General features: G+C 43.5%; 17 protein-coding genes. 9 read left to right on the top strand and 8 right to left on the bottom strand.

The window, feature by feature from the left end:
- Positions 1-346: 346 nt before the first annotated feature.
- Entirely contained in the window at positions 347-1,396 is a 1,050-nt protein-coding gene (locus EYW48_RS14035; protein ID WP_277432575.1) for a linear amide C-N hydrolase, read from the bottom strand.
- Positions 1,397-1,478: 82 nt separating this feature from the next.
- Between EYW48_RS14035 and EYW48_RS14030 the strand changes: the two genes are divergently transcribed.
- On the top strand, positions 1,479-2,489 hold the full coding sequence (locus EYW48_RS14030) for a GGDEF domain-containing protein (RefSeq protein WP_277432574.1): 1,011 nt from the start codon (positions 1,479-1,481) through the stop codon (positions 2,487-2,489).
- Positions 2,490-2,734: 245 nt separating this feature from the next.
- Here the strand turns inward: EYW48_RS14030 and EYW48_RS14025 are convergent, their stop codons facing one another.
- From EYW48_RS14025 to EYW48_RS14000, 6 genes are all read right to left on the bottom strand, one after another.
- Positions 2,735-2,872, bottom strand: coding sequence for a hypothetical protein (locus tag EYW48_RS14025; RefSeq protein WP_171980873.1), 138 nt, complete (start codon positions 2,870-2,872; stop codon positions 2,735-2,737).
- 440 nt (positions 2,873-3,312) lie between these two features.
- Entirely contained in the window at positions 3,313-3,591 is a 279-nt protein-coding gene (gene rplY, locus EYW48_RS14020; protein WP_171980874.1) for a 50S ribosomal protein L25, read from the bottom strand.
- A gap of 161 nt (positions 3,592-3,752) precedes the next feature.
- Positions 3,753-5,093, bottom strand: a complete 1,341-nt coding sequence (locus tag EYW48_RS14015) for an ATP-binding protein (protein ID WP_277432573.1) — start codon at positions 5,091-5,093, stop codon at positions 3,753-3,755.
- Positions 5,083-5,742 (bottom strand): response regulator transcription factor, encoded by a 660-nt coding sequence (locus tag EYW48_RS14010; RefSeq protein WP_053309916.1) that lies wholly within the window; start codon positions 5,740-5,742, stop codon positions 5,083-5,085. Before EYW48_RS14010 ends, EYW48_RS14015 begins: the two co-directional genes overlap by 11 nt.
- 9 nt (positions 5,743-5,751) lie before the next feature.
- On the bottom strand, positions 5,752-6,141 hold the full coding sequence (locus EYW48_RS14005; RefSeq protein ID WP_261926767.1) for a PepSY domain-containing protein: 390 nt from the start codon (positions 6,139-6,141) through the stop codon (positions 5,752-5,754).
- A gap of 62 nt (positions 6,142-6,203) precedes the next feature.
- Entirely contained in the window at positions 6,204-7,946 is a 1,743-nt protein-coding gene (locus EYW48_RS14000) for a DEAD/DEAH box helicase (RefSeq protein ID WP_277432572.1), read from the bottom strand.
- A 103-nt stretch (positions 7,947-8,049) separates the two neighbouring features.
- On the opposite strand from EYW48_RS14000, the gene rsuA reads away from it, so the two are divergent.
- From rsuA to EYW48_RS13985, 3 genes are all read left to right on the top strand, one after another.
- A complete protein-coding gene (gene rsuA, locus EYW48_RS13995) occupies positions 8,050-8,745 on the top strand; it encodes a 16S rRNA pseudouridine(516) synthase RsuA (protein WP_171980876.1) in 696 nt (231 codons plus the stop codon).
- A 237-nt stretch (positions 8,746-8,982) separates the two neighbouring features.
- Entirely contained in the window at positions 8,983-10,191 is a 1,209-nt protein-coding gene (locus tag EYW48_RS13990; protein ID WP_171980877.1) for a Bcr/CflA family multidrug efflux MFS transporter, read from the top strand.
- Positions 10,191-10,847 carry a DUF2913 family protein gene (locus tag EYW48_RS13985; protein WP_053309912.1) on the top strand — a complete coding sequence of 219 codons (657 nt, stop codon included), beginning with the start codon at positions 10,191-10,193 and terminating at the stop codon, positions 10,845-10,847. Before EYW48_RS13990 ends, EYW48_RS13985 begins: the two co-directional genes overlap by 1 nt.
- Positions 10,848-10,903: 56 nt before the next feature.
- Here EYW48_RS13985 and EYW48_RS13980 read toward each other — a convergent pair whose 3' ends face one another.
- The gene (locus EYW48_RS13980; RefSeq protein ID WP_172532188.1) at positions 10,904-12,334 is read right to left on the bottom strand and encodes a DUF2867 domain-containing protein; all 1,431 of its coding nucleotides are present in this window, start codon (positions 12,332-12,334) and stop codon (positions 10,904-10,906) included.
- A gap of 100 nt (positions 12,335-12,434) precedes the next feature.
- Here EYW48_RS13980 and EYW48_RS13975 point away from each other — a divergent pair, with 100 nt between their 5' ends.
- From EYW48_RS13975 to nhaA, 5 genes are all read left to right on the top strand, one after another.
- Entirely contained in the window at positions 12,435-13,811 is a 1,377-nt protein-coding gene (locus EYW48_RS13975) for an MATE family efflux transporter (RefSeq protein ID WP_053309910.1), read from the top strand.
- Positions 13,812-13,934: 123 nt separating this feature from the next.
- Entirely contained in the window at positions 13,935-14,606 is a 672-nt protein-coding gene (locus EYW48_RS13970) for an ABC transporter ATP-binding protein (protein ID WP_053309909.1), read from the top strand.
- The gene (locus EYW48_RS13965) at positions 14,587-17,040 is read left to right on the top strand and encodes an ABC transporter permease (protein WP_277432571.1); all 2,454 of its coding nucleotides are present in this window, start codon (positions 14,587-14,589) and stop codon (positions 17,038-17,040) included. The genes EYW48_RS13970 and EYW48_RS13965 overlap by 20 nt, the downstream gene beginning before the upstream one ends.
- Positions 17,041-18,159, top strand: coding sequence for a lipocalin-like domain-containing protein (locus EYW48_RS13960; protein WP_277432570.1), 1,119 nt, complete (start codon positions 17,041-17,043; stop codon positions 18,157-18,159).
- Between the two features lie 359 nt (positions 18,160-18,518).
- The gene (nhaA, locus tag EYW48_RS13955) at positions 18,519-19,664 is read left to right on the top strand and encodes a Na+/H+ antiporter NhaA (RefSeq protein WP_261926772.1); all 1,146 of its coding nucleotides are present in this window, start codon (positions 18,519-18,521) and stop codon (positions 19,662-19,664) included.
- Positions 19,665-19,728 lie beyond the last annotated feature (64 nt).

Here is a 19,728-nt window from a genome sequence, read left to right as displayed (position 1 = left end):
AGCCTTCGTTACATTGTCAGACTCGCTACTTTATTCAGAGTCCTAGGTTCATCTGGTGATACAGATGGTTCACACATTAAGCGGTGAACAGCGCTTCATACGACCTCACGTCGCACGCCCCGAAATGTGTTTAGATAGCTGCAAACCTTCATAAGAATAATTTGTGCCACAGGCTGTTGCACAAATCAGTCAGAATCAAAGATGCCCCAAAATAAGCCATCGAACCACACAACAACCCCTAATAGTGAGCAGGTAAATCAAAGTCATATACATGGTGTTGGAAGTTGCCCTTTTCCTCCGTGGACGCCCTCACAGATTTTATCTGTGAGGGCGATGCAAAGGAAAACTAGCTGAATGGGTTGGGGCATGCCACGAGGTGGTCTGTAACGTCGCCAGACTCGATAGGGCAAGCTGATTTGGTTGCTTTTTCTTTTTGCAGAAGCAAGCGTTGACTCGTAGTGAGTTCGGGAGAAAAGTGCAGTGACAGTGTGTTCATGGTCACAGTGCTAGACAGGGAGTAAACTTTCTTGCGGTGATCGGCAAGATTTGTCCAGATCGTGTAAGACGCTTTCTCGGCGCAATAGGGGTTAAAGTGCACAGGCACAGAGCAAGCGGCCACCAATGATTTAGCTTGATACACCGCTTCGCGTCGTTTTTTTGCAGGCTGAGCAAAGGTGAAGTAATAACTGGCGCGCTCAAAGCGTTGTGTGGCGCTATTACCGCCAGGCGCAGAAAATACTGGGTGTTCAACTGGAGCGTTGGGTCTTTTGCCCCAAATATACTGCCAATAGGCCGTCAGCATTCGTTGAGTTTTGTAGTCCGGTTGATTGGTGACAACGGTATCCTGAGGGCTCTCATAGAGTTCAAATCGACCGTTGCGCACTTCGATTACGCCTGAACAGCCATCTGCATCGGAAAGAGCAAGGTGAAGATGCGATTGTGTGTTAGAGGTGTCTGGTAAAAGCTCCGAGACAATTGTAATACTGTGAGTGGCAAAATACTGAATAGCTTGCTGGACGTTAGCAAAGCGGTCGAGCACAAACTGAACCCAGCGATTGGCGCTGAGGAACTGACCTTCACCGTCAATGGGACCATAACTGACATGAGAATCATATAAGCCGTTTACTGCAAGCCCCGCTTCATTTAATCCGTCTACGGCGGCATAACCCTTTTTGTCGCTACCCATGACGGTGGTCAAACTAGCGTATTTAGATGTCCATTGCAGTACCTGCTGCGGAGCAATATGGATTTTTGCCGCTGACTCGCTGCTAAGACCTCGGTTTACCGTGCCCTCAGGGAAGGCGTAAAAGTAAGTATTGACGGGCCAATACCAATCCATGTTGCGCGCTGTCACTGGAAATTTATCGTTTAAGTTATTGAATATACGTGTGCACATATGCGTTGAAATCCTTGTTGTCAATAAGTTAATCAGGTTATCATATATGAGACTTATAGGCATTTAACCCATGGACGAACATATGGACATAAACGAGCTCGATGGCAGCTTAACACTACGCCTCAAAGTGCTTAAAGGAATGAGTCTCGGGATCGGAAGTTTAGCCGCCTTGCTGGCCATCGGTAACTTTGCTATTAGCCAGAGTTATCTATACGGCACGTTGGAAGGCTTATATGCGCTTTACTCTTGGCATGTTTATCGCCAAATCGATAGGGGAAATGCATACAAGGGCCATAAACACATTATGTCACTGTGCCTGACGTTACTCGTCATTAGTGGCACTTTCCTCAAGCCAACAGTCTATGGTGTATTTTTTTGGTCGCTGGTTTTACCTATTGTTTACTATTCGTTGCTTGGTTACAAAGTGGGCTTTGTAGCGACTGCATGTTTGTTTTTCATCCAGATCGTCAACATTATTTATCAATTTTACCTAGAGCAGTACTTTGACATGTTGACGATGATGATCAATTTCTCCTTTTGTTATTTCAGTATTTCGGCGATCGCACATGTGTATGAGTTCAACCGCGAGTCAACGGAAAACAAACTAAGTAAGTTAGCCACACTTGATCCGCTGACTGGAGCTAATAATCGCCTTGCATTGAAGCATCGTTACCAAGCGCTAAAAGTTCAAGGAACATCATACTTTCTATTGGTATTAGATATCGATCACTTTAAAGCTATCAATGATGAACACGGTCACGATGGCGGAGACTGCGTACTTCAGTCTGTGGTGAAAACGATGGCTCATTTGGTGGGAGGAGAAAATGTGTTTCGCCAAGGGGGAGAGGAATTCTGTATTCTGTTAGCTGGTGTCTCTCAACAACATGCTCTCAAAAATGCGGAGGCCATTCGTCAAGCAATTGATAGGACGCCTGTTCGCTATCTAGGGAGAGCGATCTCTGTCACGGTCAGTATTGGCTTGGCTGAGGCGCATACGTCGAGTTATGTCGATGAAATCCAGCGTGAAGCAGATGCCAATCTTTATGATGCCAAATCAAAAGGGCGAAATAGGGTTGTTGCACAACACGATTGAACATCGACCTTCTCTGCTGTCACTTGAGGCTAAAGTACACTTTTATTCATTGATCCTATTGCCCGTTGAAAGCTTGGCTAGATCTGACCGGGCCCTAGTATTGCTGGAGGCTTCACCAAGCATTTTTTCAATACCAAAAGTTATCCGTTTCAAACTAAATTATTAGCATCTCTAACGCAAAAATGTCCAAAAATGAGTTAGTCCCTCAGGTCAATTCAAAAGCAAAGCAGCTGCGACTAAATTCTCTATTCGTGGCTGCCATCTTCCTCGACTTCATCCAAATCCATCTCTTCCTCAACCAGCTCAGCCAACTCATCGGCATGTGCAGTATGAGCATCTAATCCTTCGAGTAGTTCTTTCTCGGAAAAAGTCTTGTTATCCATTTCTGTAGACTCACTAGTAAGCAATTTAATCGGAAGTATAACACTGATTTAGGATTTACTCGGAAGCTTGAGAGGGGCCCTTTGAGGTACTTTCAGATATGTTCTAGAGTAAAGAATAAAGTAGGTGGGGTAGTGGTGGCAGTGATTTGAGTCGTAGTGAAAATGGATCTAATAATAGATGGGGGAGAAACTACTGTATAAGTCCACTATTCGTCCACACTTAATCCACCCAAAAATGATGTGGTTATTGTAGGGGGAGTAAAAGGGGCTAAGTTTCAGTAAGTTGAAGAGAATTGAGAGCGTTTTTGAGGGCTCAAAAACGGTGAAACCCCGATGTTGGTAGCATCGGGGTTTCGAATTTTTAGATTTTTCGGATGGTAAGGCCGATAGTCTTTATGCAAAAGGTTGGATTTAATCCAAACTAATTCCTTGGTAGGAAATTAGATGCGGATGAAGTCCATGTGCTCAACTTTTGGCTTGAACGCGTGACGTTGAACATCTTGTGGCTTAACCTTAACTTCTGCGCCATCAATTACTAGAGTAATTGCTTCGTAGAATTCAGGTTTATCCATTTGGTTGATCACTACAGCGTGATCCAGTGCGATAGCAACAGGTGCTGCTTCACCACCGTAAACAACTGCTGGGAATTGACCAGCGTGACGTAGGCGGCGGCTCGCACCTTTACCTAGTTCAGTACGTAATACTGCTTCGAATTTCATAGTTTTTACACTCAAATTAGTAAAAATAAACTTCATATCGGCAATGCGACCTTGCTGATATGGTATAGCTCTGGCTGTAGATCAATGATTACAACCAAAACGAGCGCGGATACTAGCATTCTATCGCTGTTTGAGCAATAAAAAATGCGGTTCAATCAGCCCTAGACTGTACGTAAGGTTAACATTGCTTGTAAACCTCCCATCGGACTGCGCGATAAAGTCAGCGAGCCACGGTAACTGTGTGCCATTTCGCTGACAATATTTAAGCCAAGCCCAGTGCCAGCTGTCGTCTCATCGAGCCTAATACCTCTTTGCACTGCTTTGGATAAATCTTGTTCTGCTATACCTGGCCCATCGTCTTCTATGTAAATATCAACCCAACCTTTTGGGGTCACTTTTGAATGGACACGTACTAACGAACGTGCCCATTTATAGCTGTTTTCGAGTAGGTTACCGAGCATTTCATCGAGGTCTGTGGGGTCAACCGCCACATCAAGCTCAGAATCGAGCTCGTTGACAAGTACAATGTCTCGTTCTGCATAGACCTTATCAAACGCCATAGAAATTGCATCAACACGTTCACAAGGGTTCGCTTTGACTGCCAGAATATTGGTCGACCCTGCCATGCGAGCTCGTCCTAAGTGGTAGTCGATCTGTTTTTGTAATTGCTCAACGGGTGTACGCAGTTTTTCTTGTTGAGAGGGCTCTAGGTGATCAATTTCATTTCTGAGGACTGAAATCGGTGTTTTTAACGCATGCGATAAATTGCCGGCATGCTGTCGTGCGCGTTGCAAAAGTTCTTGATAGTGGAAGAGTAGCGCATTTAAGTCATTAACTAATGGAAAAACTTCCTTTGGATATTCGTCACTGAGTGCTGATTTTTCACCTTTGCGCAATACGGCGAGTTCACGCTGCATTTTGTTTAATGGACGAAGAGACCAGCTTACCTGAGCACCAATTAACAGTAACACTCCACTAAATAGCAAACCTAAAATCATCCAAAGTTGGCTAATGACACTATTGAGAGTTTCTTGCAATGGCGCTTCATCTAATCCAATCGTGATGGTAATCGGGCCAGAAAAATCCGGTAAGTAAACGGTGCGTTCAATCGCGGTAAGCTTTTCGTCTTTTGCGCCCTTAACGATATTTTTTAATCCATGTTTCTCTAGAATTAAACGCTTATCCCACAGCGAACGAGAGCGGATCGATTGACCGTCTACTGATGCCGTCCAGTACAAACCACTGTATGGTTGGTTAAAACGAGGGTCGGAGAGGCGAGTCGAAAGGACTAGGTTGCCTCTGCTATCGGCCTCTAAGTTGGCGGTGATTTCGTCCATCGCTAAGCTAAGTTGACTGCGCACATCATCTATCAAATAGTCTTTGACCAGAGTTGGAATACCAATGCCAGCAGCTAAGATCATCGCACTAAGCCAAAAGGTTGCAGCCAATAGTAAGCGACTCTTTAAGCTGAGGCGTTTGAATGTCACGTTTTTATTTGGCATTCAGCTGGTACCCCAGGCCTCTTACCGTTTTGATGATGTTGTTATTGATTTTCTTACGAATACGCCCAATGAACACTTCAATCGTATTTGAGTCACGATCAAAGTCTTGTTTGTAGATATGTTCAACCAGTTCGGTGCGTGAGATGACTTTGTCTTGGTTGTGCATGAAATAGGCAACCACTTTGTATTCTAAGGCGGTCAGGCTGACTGCTTGTCCTTGCCACATCACTTTGGAACTGCGGGTATCGAGACTTAAATCTCCGATTTGCATGATAGGTGAAGCGTTACCCGATGCTCGGCGCAGCTGTGCGCGTATGCGAGCGGTCAATTCGACCATCTCAAACGGTTTGGTTAGGTAGTCATCAGCACCTGCATTTAAACCCTCAACTCGTTGGGTTAATGTGTCGCGCGCACTGAGGATCACAATTGGAGTATTGATGTTTTCATCTCGAATGCCTTTCAAGACAGTCAAACCATCGATTTTGGGTAAACCTAGATCGAGGACAATGACGTCCCACTCTTCAGAGGTGGCACGATAAAGAGCATCAATACCATCTTGCGATAACTCAGGCACCCATCCCGTTTGTTCAAGGGATTCTATGATCTGTTCACCAAGACGAGCGTCGTCTTCAACCACCAGTATTTTCATTTTTGTTCTCTATTTTTTGATAATGCCACGTATATTTCGACCACGAATTTCCATTAATTCGAGTGTAGTTGCATTGTATTCTACGCGAATAACATTATTGTCGTGTACCAGCTTCAACTCATATATCCATTCGTCATCATCTTCATCTAATTCGACTTTAATAACGCGGCCATTCAGTTCTTTGTCAATAGTGGCGTAAAGTTCAGAAAAGGGGCGAATTAGACCATTTTGAACCGCTGCATAGACTTCATCTTGATCTTCGTCGATTTCGACTTTTGTACCGGCTTTGTAGGTGTCTTGAACCAAATGGTTAACATCATTATCGCTCGCAAATACAGGCGGTGATAACGATGAGAATAGCAATAAGCTCGTTATGACTTTCATCGGTTTAATGTGCATGTTGTGAGCCCTTCAAACAAGGAGACCTAAATATAAATAACGCAAGATGAATAGAATCTGAATCAGCGATTTTGTAATTCATCTTCAAAGATTTTGTCACGCATTTTCCAAAAACGTCCGACTTTTCTGGCAATCACAAACTGTGGGGGACGAAATCGGTGCTGATGCGCCACCACCTTTGAGGGGGATGCGGCTTCAAATGGCCGATGACGATCCGCAAGGTGTGGTCGCACAAATTGTTCGAGAAAGGTCTGTTTTTGCTTTTTGGTGGTTAGTGACCAAAACTCATGGACTTGCGCTTGGTTGTCTCCACGGTAAGTGACTTTTAATTGTGATTTGCCCGCGTCGTTTTTATACACATTAAGATCCATTTCTAGACATTCGAAAACGAGCGCGTCTTTTAGGTTGAGTGCTTCTTTCAGTTTTTTATCAGGATCGACTAATGTGGCATCACACTCGTGACAGATTCGCGCGGCAATATCATTATCTGCACCACACTCACTACAGTATTTGGCTCTAAAACGATAACCACAATGTTCTCGTTCGTTGGTTTCTTCATCAGTAAAGTAACCTTGGCAGCGTCGTCCATAATGCTCAATCAAAAAGCCAGCAGCGTCCAGTTTACCCCAAAAGTTATTATTGAAACCGCAAGCAGGGCAAGGAATAGTGATGATTTCACTATTGGGGTCCGGCTTTGGTTTGCCAACTTCAGGTTGATAAAGGTCATAGCTATTACCAGCGTAATCTAATACCAGACATTCCGTTTTTCCGGGAGAGAGACGTAAACCTCGTCCAACAATTTGCTGATAAAGGCTGATGGATTCAGTGGGGCGTAAAATGGCAATCAAGTCAACGTGTGGTGCATCAAACCCTGTGGTGAGAACGGAAACATTGACCAAGAATTTAATGTGTCGTTGTTTGAATTGTTGAATAATGGCGTCACGCTCTGGCGTTGGGGTGTCACCGATGACGATGGCGGTTTGTTCATTTGGTAGCAGTTGAACGATTTCTTGAGCATGGCGAACGGTTGCCGCAAAAACCATGACACCTTGTTTTTGCTGTGCGAGGTGAATGATTTGATCAACGATCTGTGGTGTGGCACGTTTTGATTGTTCGATCACCATATCTAATTCCGCTTCTTTATAGCGGCCTGTATTTGCTGGCTTTAGTTGCGAAAAATCATAGCTCAACACAGGCGCATCAATCATGCGTGCTGGTGTAAGAAATTCCTCGTCCAATAGATAACGAATCGGCAGTTCAAAAATACAGTCACGGAAGAAGCGAGGCTCCTCGCTGCGAACTTGGCCTCGAGTATGGTATTGATAAATCCAACCCATTCCTAAGCGATATGGAGTAGCGGTTAACCCTAATACTTTGATGCCAGGGTTAAGCTGTGTTAAATGTGAAATGACTTTTTGATAACTGCTATTTTTCTCGTCTGGTACGCGATGGCATTCATCAATCACCAACAATGAAAACTGATTTTTGAAAGCGTCTAAATTTCGAACCACTGATTGAACGGATGCAAACACCACTTGCTGCTCGGTTTCTTTACGACCAAGGCCTGCTGAGAAAATGCCACCATGCAAGCCATAACCTTCATATTTGGCATGGTTTTGCTCAACCAACTCTTTGACATGTGCTAGCACCAACACGCGGCCTTTGGCAAGTCTGGCTAGCTCTGCAATGACCAAGCTTTTACCAGCGCCGGTTGGTAACACAATGACCGCAGGGGTTGAATGCTTCCTAAAATAATGGATGACGGCTTTTACTGAGTCGGATTGATAAGGGCGAAGCGTATACATAAAACGTTTGTTCTCTGAGTGAGCCACAATAAAAACAGTGAAATAGATCAACTATTTCATTTTCGCTGAGTATAATACCCGACTTGATTTAGATGAGGTAATCATGCGTTTAGATAAATTTTTGTGTGATGCATTGGGTGCAACACGTAAAGAAGCTACCCAAATCATTAAAAGTGGCGATGTTACAGTGAATGGTGTGACCCCGAAAAGTGGTTCATACAAAGTCACTGAAAGCTGTGAAGTGGAATGGCAAGGGCGAGAAATTAAGCCGCAAGGTCCACGGTATATCATGCTTTATAAGCCAGAAGGTTACGTTTGCTCGCATGAAGATGGCTTCAACCATACCGCTTTTGTGTTGCTTGATGAAATCAAAATGCAAGATTTACATTTTGCTGGGCGCTTAGATGTGGATACCACCGGATTAGTGTTAATTACTGATGACGGGCAGTGGTCACACCGTATTACCTCGCCGAAACATAAATGCGACAAGACATACCGTGTGTGGCTTGCTGACCCTATTCAACCGACTTATATTGAAAAGTTTTTAACTGGCATTGAGCTACGTAATGAACGCGAATTGACCTTGCCTGCACAGCTTGAAATTGTTGACGACAATCAATGCTTGCTAACTATTCATGAAGGTAAATACCACCAAGTGAAGCGCATGTTTGCGGCATTGGGTAATAAAGTGGTGGCATTGCACCGCGAGCGTATTGGGCTCATTGAACTTGATGAAACGCTAGAGCCTGGTGAATACCGATATCTCACCGAAGCCGAAGTCGCGTCTATTTGGAAATAGTGGTTTGCTATACTAAGTTGCGTATTGATGAGTGCTCTAACGTAGGTAAATGAGGGTGATTAGGAAATAGTTTGTTTCCTAATCAGAACTGGTTTTTTTCTGCCGATTAATCGACCATAACTCACGCATTTAAACGCCCACTTTTAGTTTTCTGCTATGTAAAAGATTTAGAGATCACAGCAATCTTCGTTACTTGCTGTGTATTTTCTATCAACGAATTTCAATTTTTGGAGAACCATGACTTCATCTCAACCTTCTCAGGCTAACCATACAGCCCACATCAGTTTTGTACTCTTTCTTGTTTTAGGGGCTATTGGTGCGTTGACACCGTTAGCGATTGATATGTACTTACCCGCCATGCCGGCTATAGCAAAAGACTTGGGTGTGAGCGCGGGAGCGGTACAAATTACCTTGACGGCTTACACCGCAGGTTTTGCGATTGGTCAGCTTTTGCATGGACCATTAGCCGATAGTTTTGGACGTCGTCCTGTCATACTCATTGGTGTTGCATTTTTTGGTCTTGCGGCAGCGGTGAGTGCAACGACTCATGGTATTGATGCATTGACTTACGTGCGTGCAGCACAAGGTTTTGCTGGTGCTGCTGCGGCGGTGGTGATTCAGGCTGTCGTTCGCGATATGTTTGATAGAGAAGATTTCGCGCGCGCGATGTCTTTTGTCACCTTAGTAATGACGGTTGCCCCCTTAGTGGCACCGATGGTCGGTGGACACCTTGCTATTTGGTTTGGTTGGCGTTCTATTTTTTGGGTTTTGGCGATTTTTGCCGCAGTTGTGATTGTGTTGGTTTTTTGGAAAATTCCCGAAACGCTCCGTGTTGAAGATCGTCAGCCATTGCGTTTTAAAAGCACCATCCGTAACTATGTGCAACTGTGCCGTAACCGAGTGGCAATGGGGCTGATATTTTCTGGTGCTTTTTCTTTTGCTGGAATGTTTGCTTTTTTGACCGCTGGTTCATTTGTTTATATTGATATTTACGGTGTTAGCCCAGAGCAGTTTGGCTACTTATTCGGCCTCAATATTGTGGCGATGATTTTGATGACCACCCTAAATGGACGCATTGTGAAAAAAGTAGGTTCACATGCGATGCTTCGCTTTGGTTTGTTTGTTCAATTGTGCGCTGGTGTTGGCTTGTTTGCAGGCTGGGCTTTGGATCTAGGCTTATGGGGCATTGTGCCATTTGTGGTGCTGTTTATTGGTACACTCTCCACTATTGGTAGTAACTCGATGGGGCTGTTACTTAGCGGCTACCCAAAAATGGCAGGTACAGCTTCTTCATTGGCGGGGACGTTGCGTTTTGGTACAGGTTCGGTCGTAGGTGCGGTGGTTGCTATGATGCCAAGTGATGCTGCATGGCCAATGATTTTAGTCATGGCAGCGTGTGCGTTATTATCATCTTTATTTTATTGGACATTAGGAAAAAAGGCGTAATGTCAGAGTATTACATTGAAATTCAACGTGTGGTTAACACGGCTCTTGAAGAGTTGCAGGCAGAACACCAAGCAGGTAAGTTAGCCGATGCCCCTTTAGCTAATAACCACTTTTTGGTTCACTGGGTGAGTAAGGCGCTTAAAGCGCAGCGTTTTGAACGTTGTGTTGTGGATGACCTAAATCGTTGGCAAAAAGCTGGGCGTTCAAAGGGCAACCAATCGGAACTGTTGTTTACGTTTAAGCGAATTTCTGCGTTCTATGCGCATTTCTTCAATGGTGATTTTGATAATAAAATTACCGATAAACGAATCGAAGCTTTCCTAGATTTTATGGAAGCGGAAGGTTGGGATGTCAATAACTGTGACCCATTAGTGAATGTTGGAAAAGTGCAGATTTTTACTGACGGCCAAAATTCATTTGCGTTGTGCGGTGACCAATGTGATAACTGCTTTGACGGTGAGTTGATGGTTAAACCAATGAATTGGTTTGTACGTGGGCATCATGCTGACTTTGTTGAAAAGGCTTTTCAAGCCGGTTTTATGCTTTATAAGCGCACTGATTATAAATCGAATGTAAAATATCATGGTGAATATTTGGTGTATCCTAACAATCAAGGGCCTCAAGTCGCCGAGATCCCTTTAGGATTTAAAGCTTAAATTTACGATTTAAAAGAGCTAGTTTACCTAGCTCTTTTTTGTATTTGCGGGCGTTTTTATTTCCCTTGTGCTTTGTGAACGATAGCTTTAACCATGCCATTAAAAATAAAAAGATGTGCTGGCATCATGGCAAACCAATAAAGTAATCCTAAAAAGCCTTGTGGATGCCACCATGCGGTGACGTTCAATTCTCGTGTTTCACCTAAATCTTTTATAGTGAATTCCAATCGGCCCAGTCCTGGTCCTTTCATACCAAATAAAAGTGATAGAAACTGTTTAGGTTGGCAGCGGATCACCTTCCAAGAGTCAATAAAATCACCGACTTGCAGTTCAGGCCCCGTAGGGGAGCGACGTACGGGTTTGCCTCCACCAAAAAATAGATCTAACCATTCTCTTGTTCGCCATAAAATATTGGCAAAAAAATACCCTTCGCTATGGCTGCCTATGGTGCGGATTACCGCCCAAAGTTGCTCAGTTGTTGCCGTTGTTTCAATCGTTGCGCCAGCACTTTTGGGGTAATAACCAAAACCGGGTTGCCAACGTTTAAGTGCACTAGGGTCAAAGCCCCATACTTGAGTGCGGGCAAAAGTACCTTCATTGTCGATGATTTTTGTGACAACGTCACGATATGCGTGCATCTTTTGTGGATAGCGGGCTTCAATATCTTGTGAATTTGCAATGTAATCATGTTCTAGCCCTGCGAGCAAAGCGCGCCCTATACTGGCTGGAACCGACGTCACGAGCGCTAACCAGTACGATGCCATGTTAGGAGTGAGTAATGGTGTGGACCAAAGCCGAAAGGGACGATGAGTAGCTTGGCAAATGATACGAAACTGCTCACGATAGGAAAGCGTGTCAGGCCCACCGACTTCAAATAACTGGTGTGTTGTGGGGTGATCTAACGCTAATTTGAGCAGGTAATGATTTAGGTTCTCTAAAGCGATTGGGTTCGCCTTGGAGTCGACCCATTTGGGGGCGATTAATATCGGCAAGTTGTAGACGAAATCGCGCATGATCTCAAAAGCGGCCGAGCCTGGGCCTAAAATGACACCTGCTCTTAGTTCTGTGATGGGGATTTCACTGGTTCTTAATAGCTCGCCGGTCATTTTTCGTGCTTGCAAATGTTCTGAGTTCCCCGTTTGCGGTTGAATGGCACTTAAATAAATCACATGTTTGACCTGGCTTGATTGTAAAGCTTGTTTGAAATTTTCCGCGAGTGACAATTCATAATCAACGAAATCATGTCCTTGAGCCATGCCGTGCACTAAGAAATAGATCAGATCAAATTGAGGAACGAGGGAAAGTGTGGCCTGTTTGTCGGCTAAATCCAAATATTGTAAGGTCAAGTTCGGATGTGGTGCACAACGTGAGCGTAAATAATCAATATGTCTGGCGGCAGCGGTGACTTGATAATTTTGTTCAAGCAGTAATGGTAGCAATTGAGAGCCTACATAACCTGACGCACCGAGCACTAATATTTTTTTCATGATTATCCCTTCAAATATGATGGTTAGATTATGCACACACAAGTATAATAACGGCTTAGTTTTTTCCTTGCTATCAATGTGTTGTCTTAGAGGTGATCTGTTGTCCGTTTTCTCGCAAATAATGTTACATACACGAGGTGATTTTTTCCGTCGTTTAATGGCTATCGCGATGCCAATCACCTTGCAAAGCATTATGTTTTCGAGTCGAGGCTTGGTGGATGTCTTAATGTTAGGGCAACTGGGTGAGGCTGAAATTGCCGCTGTTGGGGTCGCAGCTCGTGCTACCTTTGTAACGACCATCATGTTGGTTGGTGTCACAACTGGCGGGGCACTGTTAACGGCGCAATATTGGGGGGCTGGCAATCAAAAAGGAGTCAGAGAAAGTACGGCATTGACTTGGTTGGTTGCGAATTTGTTTGCAGCGCTTACTGTTGTGTTATTTCTCCTGTTTCCGAGCCAGATAATGGCGTTAACGACCGATTCAGAAATGGTAAACACGCTAGGTAGTCAATATCTCATTATTACTTCGTTTAGTATGTTTGCGGTTGCATGTGTTAGCAGTATGGCTGTTGGTCTGCGCTCAATGCATAAGCCAGGGCTTAGTACCTTCTTTAGTGGCATCGGTATTATTGCGAATATCTTTTTAAACTGGGTGTTGATATTCGGTAAGTTTGGTATTCCAGCCATGGGGATTCAGGGGGCCGCCATTGCGACACTATTAAGTGGCTTACTTGAAGTCGGCTGTTTATACGGCTACCTTTACAGCAAAAAGCACCTGTTGGCGTTTGGTATTGAAGATATACGCGCCATCATTGATTGGCACAAAATTTCTCGTTTCCTCAAACTTTCTTTGCCGACCACGTTTAACTTCTTTGCATGGGCGGGAGGCTTATTTGTTTACCATGCGATTATGGGACAAAGTGGTGTTCAAGGTTTAGCAGCCTTATCAGTGATGACGCCTGTCGAATCTATTTCTCTCAGTTTGTTGATTGGAATGTCCAGTGCTGCTGCGGTATTAGTTGGTAACCAACTGGGTGCTAAAAACAACGAAGCCGTTTATTTTCAAGCATTAGGGTTGACGATTATCAGCTTGCTGGTTGGGATTGTTGTCGCTGCTTTACTCTTTGTGGTGCAAATCCCTATTCTCAACTCGTTTACCGCGTTAACGGAAGAGACGAGAGCATTGTCTGAGAAATTTATCATGATCCTGAGTGTTGGCATTGTATTACGTTCAATCCCGATGACGGTGATTGTTGGTGTACTCCGTGCTGGTGGTGATGTTAAGTTTTGTTTGTACCAAGATTTAGTGGCGCAATGGGTGATAGGCATTCCATTAGCGGCATTTGCTGCGATTGTTCTTGGGGCATCACCAGAAATGATTTACACGCTATTTTTAACCGAAGAAGTGGTTAAGTGGGGCGGCTCACTTTACAGAATGAAAAGCAAGAAGTGGATGCGGAATTTGATTGAAAATTAGACATAACACAGTCGATGCTTGCAATTTGGTGCACATCTTGTGACCCAGTATCCAAAATACTTCCTACTCCTTAATAATTAGTGTAGATTCACAATCCGATTTAGACTGTTTTTGAGTGATTTAATGTTACAACTGACCAATCTTTGCAAAGGCTATGTAGATGGGGATGAATTTCATCCTGTATTGCAGGGAGCAGAATTAACGTTAAATCAAGGCGATCAATTGGCACTAATGGGTGAAAGCGGCTCTGGAAAGAGTACCTTGCTCAACTTGATTGCAGGCTTAGATACCGTCGATTCCGGTGAAATTTGGTTCCCTGGATTTTCGATGCATAAAACTTCTGAACATAAGCGCACCGCTTATCGTCGCAATAATATCGGTCATATTTTCCAACAATTCAATTTATTGCCAACATTGAATGTGGCTGACAACATTCGCTTTTGTCGTCAGCTCAAAGGGTTAAAAGAAGACCAAGGTTTGTTGCGTCAAATTCTGTCATCGCTAGACCTGATGCCATTATTAGGTCGTTATCCTGAAGAAGTGTCTGGTGGCCAACAGCAGCGAGCGGCGATAGCTCGTGCTTTGTATATGGAACCCAAAATATTATTGGCAGATGAACCCACTGGTAGTTTAGATGAGCGCAATGCTGAAGCGGTAATGCGCCTGCTAAATTCGTTAACCCGACAGTTAGAGTGCACGCTGTTTTTAGTCACACATAGTGAAAAAGTGGCACAGCATATGGATGGCTGTATTCGCCTGCAAGGAGGACAACTGCATGTTATGGCCCGTAGTTAAGGCACTACTTGGTCATTATCGGCGTTATCCTCTACAAATCATCCTAGTTTGGCTTGGTTTGACACTTGGCGTTTCTTTACTTGTTGGTGTAACCGCTATAAATCAACACGCCCGTCAAAGTTATCAGAATGGTGAAAAGCTTTTCGCCAATCCTTTACCTTATCGTATCCGTCCTAAACATATTGCTAACAAAATCCCGCAAGGCTTTTATATTCAACTGCGACGTGATGGATTTCAGCAATGTGCGCCCTTTGAAAATTACCGCCTCAGTACGGCCAGTGGTTCAGATATTACTTTGATTGGTCTGGACCCTGTAGCAATGTTGCCAATTGATGGCGATCAAACATTGTCCGAAATTGCTACATTGTCTTTAATGCAACCACCATATCCGGTTTTAGTTAGTTCAGATTTAGCGCGGCTACAAGGTTGGCAAAACGGAGATTTTATTCTACTGGATGACGGTTCAAAGCTAGGGCCAATTAGTATCGATCAACAATCCATGCTGAATGGTACGCGAGTCATTGCAGATTTATCTTTAGTGCGGATGCTTAAAAAAAGCACAGGGCTATCAGTCATTGCTTGTGGTGATATGCCACCGGAAAAATTACAACGTCTAAAAAATGATTTACCGAATGGTCTAACGTTAGTACGAAGTTCTCGTAGTGAACTTGAGTCGCTTACGCATGCATTTCATCTGAATCTTAGTGCGATGGGGATGTTAGCTTTCCTTGTTGGCTTATTCATTTTTTATCAAGCGATGTCCTTATCATTCATTCAGAGACAGCCTTTGGTTGGTTTGTTACGTCAAGCTGGAGTGTCTGGTTGGCAGTTAACTCAAGCATTACTGATTGAGTTATTTGGCATGGTACTGTTTAGTTGGGTGTGTGGTAATGGACTTGGTCTGTTATTAGCCAATCAGCTTATTCCCGCGGTTTCGGCCAGCTTAGGTGCGCTGTACGATGCAAACGTTGGTTTATCTATTGCTTGGAATTGGCAATGGAGTAGCTACAGTTTATACATGACCCTCATCGGTGCTTTGGCAGCCTGTATTTGGCCGTTAACACGTTTGTTGAAATCACAACCAATTCGCCTGTCAGCTCGTTTATCCCTGGTTCGATTTGCTGGTGCCGAATTTAGAATACAGGCTTTGATCGGTTGCGCATTTTGTGTTGCTGCAATCGCTGTATATCAAGTGCCACAAACTCAGCTGTCTGGTTTTGCAATCATCGCATTGATGTTATTAAGTACGGCTCTATTTACCCCTTATTTGATATGGGCTTTATTCAATAGCCTTTCTTATACGTTGGGATGGGTGAAAGCGCGTTGGTTCTTTGCAGATGCGGCGGCGAGCATGAGTTACCGTGGTGTTGCAACCATGGCATTTATGATCGCAATGGCGGCGAATATTGGCATTGAAACCATGGTGGGTAGTTTTCGTGATACAACCGATAAATGGTTGAGTCAGCGTTTAGCTGCTGATATCTATGTGTATCCTACGAACAGTTCTGCATCCAGAATGAGCAGTTGGTTAAGCGTACAGCCAGAAGTCAATGCCGTATGGTGGCGATGGGAACGAGACTTTTCTACTGATAAAGGCATGTTCCAAGCGATCAGCACGGGGGCATCAGAGGGGGAGTTTGATTCACTGACGGTAAAATTAGGTGTCCCTAATTATTGGCATCATCTACATCATTCGAAAAGCATCATGATTAGCGAGTCAATGGCACTGAAGTTGGGTATTAAACCTGGTGATTACATTGACTTGTCAGCGCCATTAGGTCGGCATTGGCAGGTAGTCGGCATTTATTATGATTACGGTAATCCGTATCACCAAGTGTTATTGTCTCACCAAAATTGGTTATTCGCTTTTGCTGGCACTGGCAATGTATCTTTGGGCGTCCTAGTCAAAGAAGACATTAACGCTAACACTTTGAAAAAGCGCCTAGAATCTGTTTTCAGATTGGGGGATGACCGAACTTTTGACAATAACAATATTCATGACCAAGCGATGCGCGTGTTTGACCGAACTTTTGCTATTGCAGATACTTTAGGGCGAATTACTTTATTGATTGCTGTATGTGGAATTTTCTTTGCAACCCTCGCAGGGGAAGTATCGAGGCAGCGTCATGTATCATTGTTACGCTGTCTTGGTGTTTCAGGGAAAGAGTTGATCGTTATTGGTAGCTTACAGCTGTGCATTTTTGGTGCGATATCATTGATTATCGCCATGCCGTTAGGGGTCGCCTTGGCAAATTTAGTGGTTGATATCGTGATTAAACAGTCGCTAGGTTGGACAATGCAACTTCAATTAATACCTCATGAATATATGACAACAGCGGCTTGGGCCATGATCACGCTAATGTTTGCAGGCGCTTTACCTGTCATTCGTCTGGTAAGAAAAGCGCCAATCAGTTCGCTAAGGGATGCGCTATAAATGATGACTCGAGCTAAGTTAAGTATCCTTCTGATCGGTGTTTTAATTATTGTTGGCGTTTTTGCTGCTTTTTCTTGGTATGAGCATAGACAGACTCAGCACGATGTTAATGATGAGCTTAATGCCTCAAACCTTGAGACCGACAAAATCATTTTTGAACCGGTTTTACCCAATAATTCCGTGGTGCTTCCACGTGATTTTAAATTTCACCCAGAATTTCAGCATGAATGGTGGCACTATTTTGCCAATGTCGCTGATGAAAGGGGTCAACAATACAGTATTCAATGGAGTTATTTCCGCATTGCCAGTGATGATCGCACAACCCAAGGTTGGTTAAATCCTCAGATTTATGTTTCCCATGTAGTGATATCTAATGCAGATAAGGTGTGGCGTGAACAACGTATTTCCCGCGGTGGTATTGGTCAAGCTGGTTTTGAAATCAAGCCATTTAAGCTATGGATAGATAATTGGTCTTGGCGTTCATTAGGTGTTAGCCCTTTGCCTGGTATATTGGACATTACAACGGATACGTTTTCGTTATCATTGCAAAGTACGGCCACGGGGAGTTTTATTTTACCCGGTGAAGGTGGTTACCAAGCTAAACACAATTTACTGCCGATTGCGTCCTATAATGTACAAGCTCCATTTATGATGGTGAAGGGGAAACTCACGTTAGAAGGGCTACCACAAACGTTGAAGGTTTCAGGGTCTGCCTGGCTGAGTAAAGAGTGGGGCAATAACTTACTACCTTCATCCGATCGTAATTGGGATCGATTCGTCTTCAATGTTGACGGTCACAACACTTTGGTTATTAATCGCTATCGCCCTTATCAGCAGATGCCCTATGTTATTGGCACATTGATCCAATCATCAGGGGAAATTGTAACGTTAAGTGAAGATGACATCGTTGTTTCCCCGGTTGCGACGTCGACATCAAGTGATACTAATAGTGTTCCGCTACAGTGGATAGTGAAGCTCCCGAGATACGACGTACATTTGGTTATAGAAGCAGTGAATAGCGATATGGGGTCTACTTTTTTTATTCCTTATTGGGAAGGTCCAGTGCGAATTAACGGAAATCCTGAAGTCGCAGGTTTTATGCAACTTACTGGTTATTAAATGTTAACTTATCGATTAGGTATGTTATTTTAGGTCAAGCAACGCTTGGCCTTTTTACTTTTCAGCTACCCTTAACAGTGATTCAGTAAGGTCAGAGTTTCTTGCTCTACTCGGGGTTCATGATTGAAAATTACTGGTTTCAATTTATCTACGGAATATACGTTGTTTAGAGTCATTATTATCGGAAATTCCGATGTTTATCATCTATACAAGCGATTTTTACTGATGGCTGCTATTGTATAGACTCTGTCGAATTCTTTGTTAATCAATTAGTAGGACGCGTTGGTGATTTATCTCGAACAGAATTTAAACTCGGAAAGTCAACACGCCCTGACACATATAACTATAAGGACGATATCATGAGTGATGTGATTCGCGACTTTTTCAAAATGGAATCTGCTGGCGGTATCTTGCTAGTGATTGCAGCAGCTATTGCAATGATGGTGGCAAACTCTCCGCTAAATGATGTGTATCAATCCGTTTTACATTCTTATGTATTAGGAATGTCGGTTTCCCATTGGATTAATGATGGCCTGATGGCGGTATTCTTCTTGCTGATTGGTTTAGAAGTGAAACGCGAATTACTTGAAGGTGCGCTAAAGTCAAAAGAAACGGCTATTTTCCCAGCTATTGCTGCTGTCGGAGGTATGCTTGCTCCGGCGCTTATTTATGTATTGTTTAACGCCAATGACCCTCAAGCTATCCAAGGTTGGGCGATTCCTGCGGCGACTGATATTGCCTTCGCATTAGGTATTATGGCGTTGTTAGGTAAGCGTGTGCCAGTGAGTTTAAAAGTCTTCTTGTTAGCATTAGCGATTATCGATGACCTTGGCGTTGTTGTGATCATCGCACTTTTTTATAGTGGTGACTTATCGACGATTGCATTAACGATTGGTTTCTTAATGACAGGCCTGTTGTTTATGCTCAACAGCAAGCATGTTACGAAAATCAGCATTTATTTAATTGTGGGCTTTATTCTATGGTTCGCAGTCTTAAAGTCAGGCGTTCATGCCACTTTGGCGGGTGTCGTACTTGGCTTTGCTATTCCTTTGAAAGGTAATAAAGGTGAGCATTCTCCACTTAAACATTTAGAGCATGCGCTCCATCCTTATGTTGCGTTTGGTATTTTGCCTATCTTTGCATTTGCCAACGCAGGTATATCTTTGCAAGGGGTATCATTGTCTAGTTTGACCTCAATGTTACCGTTAGGCGTTGCTTTGGGTCTATTAGTGGGCAAACCATTAGGTATCTTCACATTCAGCTGGGCTGCGGTGAAGTTGGGTGTGGCTAAGTTGCCGGAAGGTATTAATTTCAAACATATTTTTGCTGTATCAGTGTTATGTGGTATTGGCTTTACTATGTCTATTTTTATCTCGTCACTTGCTTTTGGCACGACGAATGTAGAGTTTGATACCTTTGCTCGACTCGGAATTTTAATGGGGTCAACAACAGCGGCTATAATTGGCTATATTCTGCTTCATTTGTCGTTACCGAAAAAAGCGTAGTTTTACTTATATAGCCCTCAATTGAGGGCTATTTACTTTATAAAAACTAATTTTTTGATTCATG

It is taken from the genome of Vibrio sp. 1180_3 (genome assembly GCF_029478545.1).
Taxonomy (GTDB): Bacteria; Pseudomonadota; Gammaproteobacteria; order Enterobacterales; family Vibrionaceae; genus Vibrio; species Vibrio aestuarianus.
Note: the sequence above shows the minus strand (reverse complement) of the source record. Positions and strands in the feature narration are given on the sequence as shown.